13 protein-coding genes and 1 pseudogene are annotated in these 15069 nt (G+C 62.0%); 3 read left to right on the top strand and 11 right to left on the bottom strand.

Annotation, left to right across the window (positions count from 1 at the left end):
- Window positions 1–29 precede the first annotated feature (29 nt).
- A complete protein-coding gene (gene gshA, locus EGJ86_RS09565) occupies window positions 30–1610 on the top strand; it encodes a glutamate--cysteine ligase (protein ID WP_125834928.1) in 1581 nt (526 codons plus the stop codon).
- A 210-nt stretch (window positions 1611–1820) separates the two neighbouring features.
- Entirely contained in the window at window positions 1821–2012 is a 192-nt protein-coding gene (gene rmf / locus EGJ86_RS09560) for a ribosome modulation factor (RefSeq protein ID WP_106733608.1), read from the top strand.
- Window positions 2013–2100: 88 nt separating this feature from the next.
- On the opposite strand, the gene argA is transcribed toward rmf, so the two are convergent.
- The 4 genes from argA to EGJ86_RS09540 form a co-directional block, all read right to left on the bottom strand.
- The gene (gene argA / locus EGJ86_RS09555) at window positions 2101–3399 is read right to left on the bottom strand and encodes an amino-acid N-acetyltransferase (protein WP_125834927.1); all 1299 of its coding nucleotides are present in this window, start codon (window positions 3397–3399) and stop codon (window positions 2101–2103) included.
- A 65-nt stretch (window positions 3400–3464) separates the two neighbouring features.
- The gene (argE, locus tag EGJ86_RS09550; RefSeq protein ID WP_148100089.1) at window positions 3465–4631 is read right to left on the bottom strand and encodes an acetylornithine deacetylase; all 1167 of its coding nucleotides are present in this window, start codon (window positions 4629–4631) and stop codon (window positions 3465–3467) included.
- A gap of 68 nt (window positions 4632–4699) precedes the next feature.
- A complete protein-coding gene (locus tag EGJ86_RS09545) occupies window positions 4700–5971 on the bottom strand; it encodes an inorganic phosphate transporter (protein WP_099522934.1) in 1272 nt (423 codons plus the stop codon).
- 39 nt (window positions 5972–6010) lie between these two features.
- On the bottom strand, window positions 6011–6688 hold the full coding sequence (locus tag EGJ86_RS09540) for a TIGR00153 family protein (protein WP_099522935.1): 678 nt from the start codon (window positions 6686–6688) through the stop codon (window positions 6011–6013).
- Between the two features lie 112 nt (window positions 6689–6800).
- On the opposite strand from EGJ86_RS09540, the gene EGJ86_RS09535 reads away from it, so the two are divergent.
- Entirely contained in the window at window positions 6801–8165 is a 1365-nt protein-coding gene (locus EGJ86_RS09535) for an inorganic triphosphatase (RefSeq protein ID WP_106733606.1), read from the top strand.
- A gap of 122 nt (window positions 8166–8287) precedes the next feature.
- Here the strand turns inward: EGJ86_RS09535 and EGJ86_RS09530 are convergent, their stop codons facing one another.
- The 7 genes and pseudogenes from EGJ86_RS09530 to EGJ86_RS09500 form a co-directional block, all read right to left on the bottom strand.
- A complete protein-coding gene (locus EGJ86_RS09530; RefSeq protein WP_125834925.1) occupies window positions 8288–9166 on the bottom strand; it encodes an ABC transporter permease subunit in 879 nt (292 codons plus the stop codon).
- Complete coding sequence (locus tag EGJ86_RS09525; protein WP_166432385.1) at window positions 9163–10044, bottom strand: ABC transporter permease subunit; 882 nt, start codon at window positions 10042–10044, stop codon at window positions 9163–9165. The genes EGJ86_RS09530 and EGJ86_RS09525 overlap by 4 nt, the downstream gene beginning before the upstream one ends.
- 23 nt (window positions 10045–10067) lie before the next feature.
- Window positions 10068–11222: a polyamine ABC transporter ATP-binding protein gene (gene potA / locus EGJ86_RS09520; protein ID WP_099522939.1), complete on the bottom strand. Its 1155-nt coding sequence runs from the start codon at window positions 11220–11222 to the stop codon at window positions 10068–10070.
- A gap of 53 nt (window positions 11223–11275) precedes the next feature.
- Entirely contained in the window at window positions 11276–12367 is a 1092-nt protein-coding gene (locus EGJ86_RS09515; protein ID WP_106733604.1) for a polyamine ABC transporter substrate-binding protein, read from the bottom strand.
- Between the two features lie 68 nt (window positions 12368–12435).
- Window positions 12436–13530 (bottom strand): polyamine ABC transporter substrate-binding protein, encoded by a 1095-nt coding sequence (locus EGJ86_RS09510; RefSeq protein WP_125834924.1) that lies wholly within the window; start codon window positions 13528–13530, stop codon window positions 12436–12438.
- A 67-nt stretch (window positions 13531–13597) separates the two neighbouring features.
- Window positions 13598–14695, bottom strand: coding sequence for a polyamine ABC transporter substrate-binding protein (locus tag EGJ86_RS09505; RefSeq protein ID WP_125834923.1), 1098 nt, complete (start codon window positions 14693–14695; stop codon window positions 13598–13600).
- A 131-nt stretch (window positions 14696–14826) separates the two neighbouring features.
- A pseudogene (locus EGJ86_RS09500) lies at window positions 14827–15069 on the bottom strand (aminotransferase class III-fold pyridoxal phosphate-dependent enzyme); the annotation flags it as partial.

The following is a 15069-nucleotide window of genomic DNA, read 5'->3' as shown; positions in this document are numbered from 1 at the left end:
GTGGCGACTGCCCAGTTAGGAATTGCATCTTGAGCGATCTTCTCTCCCGCCGCCTGGCTCAGCTCGGCGAGCCGGCCAACCTGTCCCTGCTGGGTGAGTGCCTGCACGGCATCGAGCGCGAATGCCTGCGCGTCGATCGCGACGGCCAGCTGGCCCTGACCCCGCACCCGCAGGCGCTGGGCTCGGCGCTGACCCATGCGCAGATCACCACCGATTATTCCGAGTCGCTGCTGGAGTTCATCACCGGCACCGCCAACGACCCAGCCGCCACCCTCGCCGAGCTGGAAGGCATCCACCGCTTCGCCTACGACAAGCTCGATGACGAACTGCTGTGGAGCCCGTCGATGCCCTGCCAGTTGCCGGACGAAGAGACGATTCCCATCGCTCGCTACGGCAGCTCCAACATCGGCCGCCTCAAGTACGTGTACCGCAAGGGCCTGGCACTGCGTTACGGCAAGACCATGCAGTGCATCGCCGGCATCCACTACAACTTCTCCCTGCCCGAGGGGCTGTGGCAGCTGCAACAGCAGAGCGAAGGCAACGAACAGAGTGCGCGTGACTATCAGTCGGCCCGCTATATCTCGCTGATCCGCAACTTCCGTCGCTACAGCTGGCTGCTGATGTACCTGTTCGGTGCCTCGCCGGCGCTGGACAAAGGCTTCATGCGTGGCCGCCCGCACCACCTTCAGGAACTGGACGCAGACACCCTGTACCTGCCCTACGCCACCAGCCTGCGCATGAGCGACCTGGGCTACCAGAGCAACGCACAGTCCGGCCTCACCCCCTGCTACAACGACCTGGCCAGCTACACCGACAGCCTGCGTCTGGCGGTGGGCACGCCCTATCCGGCCTATGTCGAGGCAGGAACCAAGCGCGGCGACGAATGGCTGCAGCTGAACACCAACATCCTGCAGATCGAGAACGAGTACTACTCGAGCATCCGCCCGAAACGCGTCACCTACAGCGGCGAACGACCGATACAGGCGCTGATGAGCCGTGGCGTGCAATACGTGGAAGTACGCTGCCTCGACATCAACCCCTTCCTGCCGTTAGGCATCGACGTGGCGCAAGCGCGCTTCATCGACGCGTTCCTGCTGTTCTGTGCCCTGGAAGACAGCCCGCTGCTGGAGAACGGCGAGTGCAGCAGTTGCACCAGCAACTTCCTCAAGGTGGTCAAGGAGGGGCGTCGTCCCGGCCTGCACCTGCAGAAAGGTAGCCAGCAGGTGGAGCTCAAGGTCTGGGCCAGCGAATTGCTCGAGCGCATTCTGCCGTTGGCCGAACTGCTCGATCGCAGCCAGGACGGCAATGCGCACGTCGAGGCCCTGGCGCAGCAACAAGCCAAGGTCGCGGATGTGGAAATGACGCCGTCGGCGCAGGTGCTGGCGATTCTGCGTCAGGGCAAGAGCTTTACCGAGTTCGCCCTGCAGCAGAGCCAGCGTCACGCCGAATACTTCCGCGCTCAGCCGCTCAGCCCACAGCAGCAGCAGGCTTTCGAACAGACCGCGCACGACTCGCTGGCCGCGCAGGCGGAGCTGGAGGCGCAGCCCACAGGCGATTTCGACGCCTTCGTCGCGGCTTACCAGGCGAGCATCCTGGCGCTGGCTGTCTAGGTCTCAACGCAGCCAGGGCCGCGCGCACCAGTACGCACCGGGTAACCGCGGTGCGTGCGGCGCACTCTACGTGTCCGGTTGCACGGGCGACGAAGCGTCGACTGCGTCACAAAGCAAACCAGCGGAGCAAAAGCCAGGATGGGCGGCCATACCTATGGCCGCTCCGCCAGCTAGCATTGCCGGGTAAAGGACGATAGACGAGCAGCGCCCATGGCCGATGACGCCACGCCGCAATGGAGCCTGGAGAGCCTGACCAAGGCCTACCAGCAAGGTTATATGGCCGGCCTCACTGGCCAGCCCAGAACTCGCCAGCCCTACCCTGCCGAAATCCCCGCTGCCGCCTGGGAGGCCGGTTGGGATGACGGCTTCGAGCAGATGCGCTTACAGCAGCACAGCGCCTGACACTCTGAACGCATTGTGGGAGGGGCTTTAGCCGCGACTGGTTCATCCCTCGCGGCTAGAGACCCTCCCACTCATCGCATTTGTCTTCCTACAACGCCTTCTCAAACACCTTCGAATTGCGCTGGTAGTTGTACAGCGACGCCCGCGCGGTGGGCATGCGCTCGACGCTGCTTGGCTCGAAGCCGCGCTCGCGGAACCAGTGGGCGGTACGGGTGGTGAGTACGAACAGGGTCTTGATCCCCTGTGCCCGCGCCCGCGCCTCGATTCGCTCGAGCAACTCGTCACCACGACCGCCGTGGCGATAGTCGGGATTGACGGCCAGACAGGCCAGCTCGCCACAGTCGGAATCGGCGAGGGGATACAACGCCGCACAGGCAATGATCAGCCCTTCGCGCTCGACGATGCTGAACTGCTCAATCTCGCGCTCCAGTACCTCACGTGAACGGCGCACCAGAATGCCCTGTTCTTCCAGCGGACTGATCAGCTCGATCAAACCACCGACGTCTTCGATGGTCGCCTCGCGCAGGGATTCGAACTGCTCCTGGGCCACCAGGGTACCGTTGCCAGTACGGGTGAACAGTTCGCTGAGCAACGCGCCATCGGTGGCATAACTGACGATATGGCTACGCTTCACGCCACCACGACAGGCTTCGGCAGCAGCATCGAGTAGCTCGCCCTGATAGTTGCTGCCCAGCCGGGCCAGATGCGCCGGCACCTGTTGCGGACGCAGTTCGCGCACCAGCTTGCCGTTTTCATCGAGCAGGCCATCCTCGGCGCCGAACAGCAGCAGCTTGTCTGCGCCCAGGTCGACCGCGGCGCGGGTGGCAACGTCCTCGCAGGCCAGGTTGAAGATTTCCCCGGTGGGCGAATAGCCCAGGGGCGACAGCAGCACGATGCTGCGTTCGTCGAGCTGACGATTGATGCCCTTGCGGTCGATGCGCCGTACTTCGCCGGTGTGGTGGTAGTCGACGCCATCGACTACGCCGATCGGCCGCGCGGTGACGAAGTTGCCGCTGGTCAGGCGCAGGCGCGAGCCCTGCATCGGTGAGGCGGCCATGTCCATCGACAGACGCGCCTCGATGGCGATGCGCAGCTGGCCGACGGCATCGATCACGCATTCCAGGGTCGGTGCGTCGGTGATGCGCAGGTCGCGATGGTAATGCGGGGTCAGACCACGGGCAGCGAGGCGCGCCTCGATCTGCGGGCGCGAGCCATGCACCAGCACCAGACGCACGCCGAGGCTGTGCAGCAGCACCAGGTCGTGGACGATATTGGCGAAATTCGGATGGGCAACACCCTCGCCCGGCAGCATGACCACGAAGGTGCAGTCGCGATGGGCGTTGATGTAAGGCGAAGCGTGGCGTAACCAGGTGACGTAGTCGTGCATGAGCAATCCATTAGCGTCGAGACGTAGGACGGGCATAGCCGTCATGTTCGGTTAGAGAGTCGCTCTCATCGTCGCTGCACGTCGTCACTCCGGGTCAGACAGTAGTGTTGGATCAGTTGGCGCAGTATGGCCACAGTAGGTTCGATGCGGGCCAGCTCCAGGTGTTCCCCGGGCTGGTGTGCACAATTAATATCGCCGGGGCCAAGCACCAGCGTCTCGCAGCCAAGCTGCTGAAGATAAGGCGCTTCGGTACCGAATGCCACCGCCTGGGCCGTGTGCCCGGTCAGCCGTTCGGCCAGACGCACCAGCTCGGCATCGGCGCGCTGCTCGAAGGGCGGTACGGCCGGGAACAGCGGGCCATAGTCGATGCGCACCTGATGCTTGAGCGCCAGCGGCTGCAACTTACCGCGAATTGCCTCACGCAGTTGTTCCGGGTCCATGCCTGGCAGCGGGCGCAGGTCGAACTCCAGCGCGCACTGGCCACAGATTCGATTGGGATTGTCGCCTCCGTGGATGCAGCCGAGGTTCAGCGTCGGCTGCGGCACGCTGAACTGCGGGTTGTTGAACTCGCGCTGCCACTGCGCGCGCAGGCCGCGCAACTCCCCCATCACGTCCTGCATGGCCTCCAGCGCGCTGTGGCCAAGCGCCGGATCGGAGGAATGGCCGCTCTGCCCAAGAATATCGATGCGCTCCATCATCACGCCCTTGTGCAGGCGAATCGGCTTGAGGCCGGTGGGCTCGCCGATCACCGCTGCACGACCAAGCGGCCGGCCAGCATCGGCCAGGGCACGGGCACCGGCCATGGAGCTCTCTTCATCACAGGTAGCAAGGATCAGCAGCGGTTGCTGGAAAGGCTGATCGAGCAGCGGCCGCACGGCTTCGATCGCCAGGGCAAAAAAACCTTTCATGTCGCAACTGCCAAGGCCCACCCAACGGTCACCAACCTCGGTCAGCTTGAGTGGGTCGCTCTGCCATAGCGCGGCATCGAAGGGCACGGTATCGCTATGCCCAGCCAGCACCAGACCACCTGGGCCACTGCCATAGCCGGCGAGCAGGTTGAATTTGCCGGGGGCGATCTGCTGGGTTTCGCAGGTAAAGCCCAGATCACCGAGCCAGGCAGCGAGTAGCTCGATGACGGGCGAGTTGCTCTGGTCCCAATTGGGCTGGGTGCAGCTAACCGATGGCGCAGCGATCAGCGCAGCGAACTGCTCTTGAAAGGACGGCAGGGGCATCGGCGATCTCCTAAAACGATGTCCCATCATAGGGGCATCGTCCTGTCGGTGAAACCGCCGAAGTGGAATCAGACTCCGCCGAACAGCAAACGCAGAATGAAGAAGAAGATGATCGACAGAATCGCACCGGCCGGCAGAGTGATGATCCAGGACAGGAAGATCTTGCCGATCATGCCCAGGTTCAGCGCACCGATACCGCGCGCCAGGCCGACACCGAGAATCGCACCGACCAGGGTGTGGGTGGTGGAAACCGGCAGCCCCAGGCCCGAAGCACTGACCACGGTGGTAGCGGCAGCCAGTTCGGCAGCAAAACCACGGCTAGGAGTCAGCTCGGTGATTTCCTTGCCGATGGTGGCGATGACCTTGTAGCCATAAGTGGCCAGACCGACCACGATACCCAGTGCACCCAGCAGCAGGATCCAGCCTGGAACGATGGACTTCTCACCCGCGGCCAGTTCACCGCCGCTTTGGATCACGCCGACGATGGCGGCCAGCGGACCAACGGCATTAGCCACGTCGTTGGAACCGTGGGCGAAGGCCATGGCGCAGGCGGTGAAAATCATCAGGATGGCGAACACCTTCTCCACGCTGGAGAAGTGGAAGGCCTTGTCCGCCTCGGCATCGACATGGATGCGGCTGAGCAGCGCGATACCGATCAGCATGACCAGCACACCGACACCGATCGAAAGCATGAAGCCTTCGGTGCTGGAGAGGTTCAGACCGACGTGCTTGAGGCCCTTGGTCATGGTCATCAGCGAGATCATGAAGCCGGTGATGAACATGTACAGCGGCACGTAACGCTTGGCGTTGAGGAAGGGATTGTCGGTGTCGATGATCAGCTTCTGCACGCTGACGAACAGGCAGAAGGAGATGATACCGGCCAGCATTGGCGTGACCACCCAACTGGCGACGATGGGGCCAACGCCACTCCAGTGCACCGCATCCATCGACACGCCAACCGCAGCGAAGCCGATCACCGCACCGACGATGGTGTGCGTGGTCGATACTGGCCAGCCACGCGTCGAAGCGACCAGCAGCCAGGTACCCGCCGCCAGCAACGCCGACATCATGCCCAGCACCATCAGGTTGGGGCTGATCATGTTGGCATCGACGATGCCGTTCTTGATGGTTTCGGTCACCTCGCCGCCAGCCAGATAGGCACCAGCGAATTCGAAGACCATGGCGATGATGATCGCCTGCTTGATGGTCAGCGCGCGTGAGCCGACCGACGTACCCATGGCGTTGGCGACATCATTGGCGCCGACGCCCCAGGCCATGAAAAAACCGAAAAGGCAGGCAAGGACGAGCAGAACCAGCCCGTAGTCCGCAATCAGAGACATAAAGTAAGTTTCCGTAGATCCCAGAAAGGACACTGGCGCTTAGCGCGCCAGCAGTTGTTCCAGTCGGTTGCCCACTCGTTGGGCACGGTCGGCGACATCGCCGATCCAGTCGATGATCTGATAGAGGAACATCACATCGACCGGAGGAAGGTCCTTCTCCAGTTTGAACAGGTTGCGGCGCACCTCGATCTGCAGGCGGTCGGTATCGTTTTCGATCGAACCGAGCTCCTCGATCAGGTTTTCCACCAGCACTGCTTCGCGGCCGGCGAAACCGGTTTCGAGCAGTTCGTCCAATTCGTTCATTGCCTTCAGCGCCTGGGCGCTGGCGTCCACACTGCGCTGTACGTAGGTGCGCACCAGTGGCTGCAGTGGCTGCGGAATAGCCATCTGCCGGCCGAGCATCAGACCAGCGATGTCCTTGGCACGGTTGGCGACTTTGTCCTGTACACTGAGCAGCTCAAGCAGGTCCGAACGCGGCACCGGCAGGAACAGGCTCTTGGGCAGGTGCAGGCGCACGCTTTTCTTCAGCTTGTCGGCCTCGTGCTCCAGCCGGGACATCTCCTGTTGCACCTGTTCTACCTTGGCCCAATCCTCGGCCATGATGGCCTCGAAGAAGGGAACCAGGTTCGCCGCGCACTCGTGGGCCTTGGCGATATGCTGTTGCATGGGGCCGATGGGTGAACGACCGAACAGGCTGACAAAGGGATTGATAGGCATAGGGTAAGCCCCCGTTTTGAGAAGGCCGCAAGTATAGGGACCGGATTCGTCATTCGCCAGCGCGCGTCATCGGTCTGTCACATTTTCATAAAAGGCGTCATAGCTCTCCACCATGGTCAAAGAAACCGAAATCAAACTGCGCGTCAGTCGTACCACCCTGGCAGCCCTGCGCGAACACCCACTGCTGAAGAAGCGCAACAAGAGTGGCTGGCAGCGCGGCGAACTGTTCAACCAGTACTACGACACACCAGACCGCGACCTGGCCAGCGCCAAGGTCGCCCTGCGCCTGCGCCGTGACGGCGAGCAGTTCATTCAGACGCTGAAGAGCCGTGGCCAAAGCGTCGCCGGCCTGTCCGAGCGTAACGAGTGGGACTGGTACCTGAGCAAGGCCAAGCTCGACCTGAAAAAACTTGATGACACGTGCTGGCCAGCCAGCCTGGCCGAGCTGGACAAGAAAACCCTGCAGCCGCTGTTCACCACCGACTTCGTTCGCGAAAAGGCCGAAATCGCCTGGGGTCGCGGCAAGGCCAAGGTGGTCATCGAGGCCGCGCTGGATCTGGGCAGGGTCATCGCCGGCGAGGGCGAAGAAGAGATTTGCGAGCTGGAGCTGGAACTGCGCCAGGGCGAACCGGCTGCGCTGCTGGAGCTGGCCTGCGAGCTGGCCGCCGAACTGCCGCTGATGCCTTGTGACATCAGCAAAGCCGAGCGTGGCTATCGCCTGTTCGATGCTGGCAGTTACAGCCTGAGCCTGCCGGCGCCCGCCTTGACGCCCGAAATGAGCCTGGACGACGCCTTCGCCGCACTCGCCTGGCACCTGCTCGGCGCCAGCCAGCGTCTGGCCGAGCAGTATCGCTGGAACGGCCATTGGAGCCTGTTGCAGCAATGGCTGGAGCAACTGATCGACCTGCGCGCCCTGCTCGCCAGCCTCGGCCAGGCCGCGCCACGCGCCAGCTCGCGCGAGTTGCGCGAAGCACTCGATGCCCTGCTCGACGATTGGCGCCCGCGCCTGGCGGCAGGTCAGGACGACGACAGCATGCGGCGCAATGCTCCGGCGCTGTTCGCCGCCGAGCTCGACGGCTGCCGCTGGGGTCTGCTGTCGCTGAAACTGTCGCACTGGCTGCTGCAACGCAGCTGGACGACAGAGCGCAACAATCGTGGCAACCGCCAGGGCAGCGCGGCTCTGGGCAACTGGCTGCCGACCCTGTTGAACGAAGAAGGTACCGCTCTGCAACTGCGCCGCTACCAGCAGCAGCCGGAGGATCTGGCCGAACAGATGCCACGTCTGGAACGCCTGCTGGTCTGGCTGCGCCTGGCGCGCGGCGTGCTGGAAGTGCCCGAGGTCGACCGCCTGTATGGCGAGCTGAACAAGCTGTACGAACTGGCGCAGCAGGACCTGGACGACGAGCAGCGTCAGCTGCGCGCGACTCAGACGCAGATCGTGAACAGCCTCAAGGCCTGGAAGGCGTTGGTGAAATAGCGGCTGGGCGCTCACAACCTTCGCGGCTGAAGCCGCTCATACAGACCGCGGTACAACGCCCCGATCAGTGACACCATGAAAAACGGGCCCCGCGGGGCCCGTTTTTGCTTTCAGCCAGACGTTTAGTTGCTGCGACGGCTGTCTACGACCTGCTGCCAGGACGGGTTGGTGGTCTCGTCCATGGCCTGCTGCATGGCCTTCTTGCGCTTTTCCTCGGCCCGATGGGCGAAGAACCAGGCCAGGAAAGTGGCGAACGACACCGCCAGCAGGATCAGGCTGGCCACGGCGTTGATCTCCGGTTTAACCCCCAGACGCACGGCAGAGAAGATCTCCATCGGCAGAGTGGTCGAGCCAGGACCGGAGACGAAGCTGGCCAGAACCAGATCGTCCAGCGACAGAGCGAAGGACATCATCGCACCCGCTGCCAGCGACGGCGCGATCATCGGTACGGTGATCAGGAAGAACACCTTCCACGGCCGTGCGCCCAGGTCCATGGCCGCCTCTTCGATGGACATGTCCAGCTCACGCAGACGCGACGACACCACGACCGCCACATAGGCCGAGCAGAAGGTGGTGTGAGCGATCCAGATGGTGGTCATGCCGCGCTGCATCGGCCAGCCGATCAGTTGCGCCATCAGCACGAACAGCAGCAGCAGGGACAGACCGGTGATCACTTCCGGCATCACCAGCGGTGCAGTGACCAGGCCACCGAACAGGGTACGCCCCTTGAAGTGGGTGATGCGGGTCAGCACGAAGGCCGCCAGGGTGCCCAGCGCCACCGCCGCGATGGCGGTGTAGCAGGCGATTTCCAGCGAGCGCATCACCGAGTTCATCAGCTGGGTGTTATCCAGCAGGCCGACGTACCACTTCACCGACCAGCCGCCCCACACCGTTACCAGCCGCGAGGCGTTGAACGAGTAGACGACCAGGATGACCATGGGCAGGTAGATGAAGACCAGGCCGGCCCAGAGCATGATGCTGGAGAAACTGAAACGTTTCATGGGCGGCCCTCCAGCTCTTTAGCTTGGTTACGGTTGAAGAGGATGATGGGCACGATCAGGATCGCCAGCATCACCACCGCCAGCGCGGACGCTACAGGCCAGTCGCGGTTGTTGAAGAACTCCTGCCACAGCACCTTGCCGATCATCAGGGTCTCCGGGCCGCCGAGAAGTTCGGGGATGACGAACTCGCCGACCACCGGAATGAACACCAGCATGGAACCAGCGATGATGCCGTTCTTCGACAGCGGCACGGTAATCTTCCAGAAGTTGTTGAAGTTGCTCGAGCCCAGGTCAGAAGCCGCCTCCAGCAAGCTGAGGTCGTGCTTCACCAGGTTGGCGTAGAGCGGCAGGATCATGAACGGCAGGTAGGAATACACGACGCCGATATAGACCGCGATGTTGGTGTTGAGGATCTGCAGCGGCGTATCGATCAGGCCAATGCCCATGAGCAGGCTGTTAAGCAGACCGTTGTTGCCGAGAATGCCCATCCAGGCGTAGACGCGGATCAGGATCGCGGTCCAGGTCGGCATCATGATCAGCAGCAACAGCACGGTTTGCTGCGACTTCGGCGCACGAGCGATGGCGTAGGCCATCGGGTAGCCGATCAGCAGGCACAGCAGGGTGCTGAACAACGCAACCTTCAACGAACCGAGGTAGGCCGACAGATACAGCGCATCCTCGGTGAGGAAGATGTAGTTGCCGAAGTTCAGCAACAGCGTCAGCTTGTTATCCGCCCACTCGTAGATTTCCGTGTAGGGCGGGATCGCCACGTCGGCCTCGGCGAAGCTGATCTTCAGCACGATGACGAACGGTAGCAGGAAGAACATGAACAACCAGAGGAACGGGATGCCGATAACGGCATGCCGCCCACTGGGCAGATAGCGCGCCAGTTTGCTCGGTTTCATGATTGCAGTACCACGCCGCTGTCGTCTTCCCAGTAAACCACTACCGGGTCGTCCCAGGTCGGACGCTTACCACGGCGCTCGGCGTTGGCGATGAAGCACTGCACGATCTGCCCGGACGTGAGTTTGACGTGGTACACCGAGTGGCCGCCCAGGTAGGCGATGTCGTGCACGTGGCCACGGCTCCAGTTGTATTCGGGGTGCTCGTGGTCTTCCGGCAGTGCGGTGGCCATCAGCAGCTTCTCGGGGCGCAGGGCGTAGCTGACGGACTTGTTCTCGGCGCGAGTACTGACGCCGTGGCCAATGTAGATTGGCTTGTCCAGTTGCGGGCAGTCGATGATCGCGTGGTCGACCTCGTCGGTAGTGATCTGGCCGTCGAACAGGTTGACGTTGCCGATGAACTCGCACACCAGGCGACTGGTTGGCGTCTCGTAGATGTCGATCGGGCTGCCGGTCTGGGCGATCCAGCCCAGGTGCATGATGGCGATGCGCTGGGCCATGGTCATGGCCTCTTCCTGGTCGTGGGTCACCATCACGCAGGTCACGCCGACGCGCTCGATGATCTCTACCAGCTCCAGTTGCATCTGCGAACGCAGTTTCTTGTCCAGCGCGCCCATCGGCTCGTCGAGCAGCAGCAGTTTGGGACGCTTGGCCAGCGAGCGAGCCAGAGCCACGCGCTGGCGCTGGCCACCGGAGAGCTGGTGCGGCTTGCGCTTGGCGTACTGGGTCATGTGCACGAGCTTGAGCATCTCGGCCACGCGCTCGTCGATCTCGGCCTTGGGCAGCTTGTCCTGCTGCAGGCCGAAGGCGATGTTCTGCGCCACGGTCATGTGCGGGAACAGCGCGTAGGACTGGAACATCATGTTGATCGGCCGCTGGTACGGCGGCATGTCGGTGATGTCGACGCCATCGAGGATGATGCGCCCTTCGGTCGGCCGCTCGAAGCCGGCGAGCATGCGCAGCAGGGTCGACTTACCGGAGCCGGAGCCACCCAGCAGGGCGAAGATCTCGCCCTTATTGATGGTCAACGAGACATCGTCGACGGCCACGGTCTCGTCGAACTTCTTGGTCACCCGATCGATCTTGACCAGCACCTCTTTCGGTGTCTGATCCCCCTCGAGGGCTTTTTTGTAGGCGCTGGAGGCAACAGCCATTTAGGAAAACTCCCGGAAGATTGTGCCCGACCCCTGCGGCCGGGCAGGAACGATTACTGACCCGACTTGACCTTGGTCCAACTGCGGGTCATCAGGCGCTGCACACGCACCGGCAGCTCGGCGGAGATGTACAGCTTGTCTAGCACCGACTGAGGCGGGTACACGGACGGGTCGTTGCGGACCTCCTCGTCCATGAATTCGTCCGCCTTGGTATTGGGGTTGGCATAACCCACGTAGTCACTGACTTCGGCGATCACCTCAGGCTCGAGGAGAAAGTTGATGAAGGCATGCGCCTGCTCGGCGTTCGCCGCGTCGGCCGGGATGGCCATCATGTCGAACCAGAGGTTGGCGCCTTCCTTGGGGATGCTGTAGGCGATTTCGATGCCCTTGCCGGCTTCGTCGGCGCGGTCGGCGGCCTGCAGGATGTCGCCGGAGAAGCCGGCAGCCACGCAGATATTGCCGTTGGCCAGATCGCCAATGTACTTGGAGCTGTGGAAGTAGGTGACGTAGGGACGCACCTCCAGCAGCTTGGCCTCGGCCTTGGCGTAGTCATCGGGGTTGGTGCTGTTGGGGTTCAGGCCCAGGTAATTGAGCATGGCCGGGATCATTTCATCGCCCGAGTCGAGGAAGGCGACGCCGCATTCACTGAGCTTCTTGATGTTTTCCGGCTCGAACAGCACGGCCCAGGAGTCGATCTCCTCGACACCGAGCGCAGCCTTGACCTTCTCGACGTTGTAGCCGATGCCATTGGTGCCCCACAGGTAAGGCACGGCGTACTGGTTACCGGGGTCGTTGGTTTCCAGTTGCTTGAGCAGCGCCGGATCGAGGTTGTCCCAATTGCTCAACTTGCTGCGATCGAGCGGCTGGAAGGCGCCGGCGCGAATCTGCTTGCCGAGAAAATGGTTGGAGGGCACCACCACGTCGTAGCCGCTGCGGCCAGCGAGCAGTTTGCCTTCGAGGGTTTCGTTGGAGTCGAAGACGTCATAGATCGGCTTGATGCCGGTTTTCGCTTCGAACTTGGCCAGCGTCTCTTCGCCGATGTAATCGCTCCAGTTGTAGATGTGCACCGTGGACTGGGCCAGAGCGGCACTACAGAAGGCGGAAGCCGCCATCGCGATCAGAGACTTGGGCAGGGTAACTCGCACAGTATCATCCTCGTTTTTGTGTGCCGCCCGAAAAAGGCGCGGCACTTTATAGGAAAATCGTTCGTCGATCAGCGGCCGCTTTTGATTCTCGTCCAGTCACGGGTCAGCCAACGCTGCACCTCGGGCGTACGCTCCTCGGCAACGTAGAGTTTGGCCATGACCTCCTCACTGGGATAAACGCCTGGGTTGTCCCGTACGCTCTCGTCGACCAGCTCGGTGGCCTTGAGGTTGGGGTTGGCGTAGGCGACGTAGTCACTGATCTTGGCGATCACGTCGGGGCGCAGCAGGTAGTTGATGAATTCGTGGGCTTCGGCGACGTTCTTCGAGTCCTTGGGAATGGCCAGCAGGTCCGCCCACATGGCGGTGCCTTCCTTGGGAATGATGTAGATGATCTCGTCGCTACGACCGGCCTCTTCGGCGCGGTCAGCGGCCTGCAGCACGTCGCCGGAGTAGCCGAAGGCGGCGCAGATGTTGCCGTTGGCCAGGTCGGAGATGAATTTGGAGCTATGGAAGTAGGTGATGTAAGGGCGCACCTTCATCAGCTGCTCATAGGCCTTCTCGTAGTCTTCACGCTTGGTGGTATGCGGCGACAGGCCCAGGTAGTTGACCGTTTGCGGCAGCACTTCGTCGCCCGAATCGAGCAATGCTATGCCGCAGGAGGCGAGCTTCTCCGCGTATTTCGGGTCGAACAGCAGCTCCCAGGAATCCAGTGGTGCATCGTCACCGAGCACGGCGCGCGCCTTGGTGGCGTTCAGGCCGATGCCGTTGGTGCCCCATAGGTAGGGCACCGAATATTCGTTGCCGGGGTCGCCCGCGGCCAGGTTTTTCATGATGGTCGGGTCGAGATTGACCAGATTGGGCAGCTTGGATTTATCCAGCTTCAGGTAGGTGCCGGCACGTACCTGCTTGGCCAGGAAGTGGTTGGTCGGAACCACCACGTCATAGCCGCTCTGGCCGGTGGCCAGCTTGCCATCGAGGGTTTCGTTGGAGTCGAAAACGTCATACACCACCTTGATACCGGTTTCCTTCTCGAACTCGGTAATGGTGTCCGGCGCAATGTAGTCGGACCAGTTGTAGACCTTGACCACACGGTCGGCGGCCTGGGCAACAGACATACCAATGGCAGCGGCGATCAGGCCAGCCAGCAGGGTAGAACGACGCATGACGTTTCCTCTTCTTGCGATTTGGGTACCTGGCGGGCGAACCCGCCAGGCGGCGTTGCTTCGTCGCTTAGCGACCGGACTTGATCTTGGTCCAGCTGCGGGTCATGGTGCGCTGCACCGCCGGAGCCAGGTCCGGGAAGGTGTAGATCTTCTTCAGCACTTCCGGAGTCGGGTACACGCCCGGATCGGTACGCAGTGCTTCATCCACCAGCGGCGTGGCTGCGGCGTTGCCGTTGGGGAACTGCACGTAGTTGGTGATGTTGGCCATCACCGCTGGCTCCATCAGGTAGTTGAGGAACACGTGTGCAGCTTCGACGTTCTTGGCGTCAGCCGGCACCGCCAACATGTCGAAGAAGGAACCCGCGCCTTCCTTCGGAATGTTGTAGCCGACTTCCACACCGTTCTTCGCTTCTTCGGCGCGTGCCTTGCTCTGGTAGATGTCGCCCGAGTAGCCGATAGCGACGCAGATGTTGCCGTTGGCCAGGTCGGAGATGTACTTGGAGCTGTGGAAGTAAGCCACCGAAGGACGAATCTTCATGAACAGCTCTTCGGCCTTCTGCAGCTCGCCCTTATCGCTGCTGTCCGGGGCGTAGCCCAGGTAATGCAGAGCGGCCGGGAGAATCTCGGTCGGTGAATCGAGGAAGGAAACGCCGCAAGACTTCAGCTTTTCCATGTTCTCGGGCTTGAACACCAGATCCCAGGAGTCGACCGGCGCGTCTTCGCCGAGCACGGCCTTGACCTTCTCGACGTTGTAGCCGATGCCGATGGTGCCCCACATGTAAGGGATCGAGTACTGGTTGCCCGGGTCGCTCGGATCCAGCGCATGCAGCAGGTCCTTGTCCAGGTTCGACCAGTTCGGCAGCTTGGACTTGTCCAGTTTCTGGAACACGCCAGCCTTGATCTGCTTGGCCAGGAAGGGGTTGGACGGCACCACTACATCGTAACCGGAGCTGCCAGCCAGCAACTTGGCTTCCAGTACTTCGTTGCTGTCGAAGACGTCGTAGACGACCTTGATGCCGGTTTCCTTCTCGAAGTTGGCCAGGGTGTCTTCGGCGATGTAATCGCTCCAGTTGTAGACATGCAGCACCTTGTCGTCAGCCTGAGCAGCGCCTGCCACGGCCGCGGTCAGGGACAACGCGAGAAGGGTCTTGCCGAATGTTTTCATGCGTACAGCTCCTGTTGTTGTGTCGTTATTCCAGAGGTCGCGCAAACCGTTCCAATCAGGTCGGCTCACGCACTCTGGCGCAGTCTGGCAAGGTCATGGCACCGCTGACAACTTTCCGTGACTGCGGGCTTTCAGACCGACAGGTCACGCAGGGTCAGATCCAGGCACTTGCGTGCTTTCTCTACCAGCTCATCCACTTCCGCCTGGCTGATCACCAGAGGCGGCGCAATGATCATGGTGTCGCCCACGGCGCGCATGATCAGACCGTTGTTGAAACAGTGGCCGCGGCAGATCATTCCTACCGCCTTGTCACCCGGATAACGTGTGCGCGTCGCCTTGTCCTGCACCAACTCGATGGCGCCAAGCATGCCGAC

Source organism: Pseudomonas sp. o96-267 (assembly GCF_003935465.1).
GTDB lineage: Bacteria > Pseudomonadota > Gammaproteobacteria > Pseudomonadales > Pseudomonadaceae > Aquipseudomonas > Aquipseudomonas sediminis.
The sequence above is the reverse complement of the archived record's forward strand: the minus strand, read 5'-3'. Positions and strand labels throughout refer to the sequence as shown.

Bases quoted from the DNA above. Each gene is read 5' to 3' on its own strand.
- potA (WP_099522939.1), bottom strand. From the start codon at position 11,222: ATGGCTGTTGCCTCCAGCGCCTACAAAAAAGCCCTCGAGGGGGATCAG.
- EGJ86_RS09510 (WP_125834924.1), bottom strand. From the start codon at position 13,530: ATGCGTCGTTCTACCCTGCTGGCTGGCCTGATCGCCGCTGCCATTGGT.
- EGJ86_RS09505 (WP_125834923.1), bottom strand. From the start codon at position 14,695: ATGAAAACATTCGGCAAGACCCTTCTCGCGTTGTCCCTGACCGCGGCC.
- argE (WP_148100089.1), bottom strand. From the start codon at position 4,631: ATGCCCCTGCCGTCCTTTCAAGAGCAGTTCGCTGCGCTGATCGCTGCG.
- EGJ86_RS09540 (WP_099522935.1), bottom strand. From the start codon at position 6,688: ATGCCTATCAATCCCTTTGTCAGCCTGTTCGGTCGTTCACCCATCGGC.
- argA (WP_125834927.1), bottom strand. From the start codon at position 3,399: ATGCACGACTACGTCACCTGGTTACGCCACGCTTCGCCTTACATCAAC.
- EGJ86_RS09530 (WP_125834925.1), bottom strand. From the start codon at position 9,166: ATGAAACGTTTCAGTTTCTCCAGCATCATGCTCTGGGCCGGCCTGGTC.
- EGJ86_RS09545 (WP_099522934.1), bottom strand. From the start codon at position 5,971: ATGTCTCTGATTGCGGACTACGGGCTGGTTCTGCTCGTCCTTGCCTGC.
- EGJ86_RS09535 (WP_106733606.1), top strand. From the start codon at position 6,801: ATGGTCAAAGAAACCGAAATCAAACTGCGCGTCAGTCGTACCACCCTG.
- rmf (WP_106733608.1), top strand. From the start codon at position 1,821: ATGGCCGATGACGCCACGCCGCAATGGAGCCTGGAGAGCCTGACCAAG.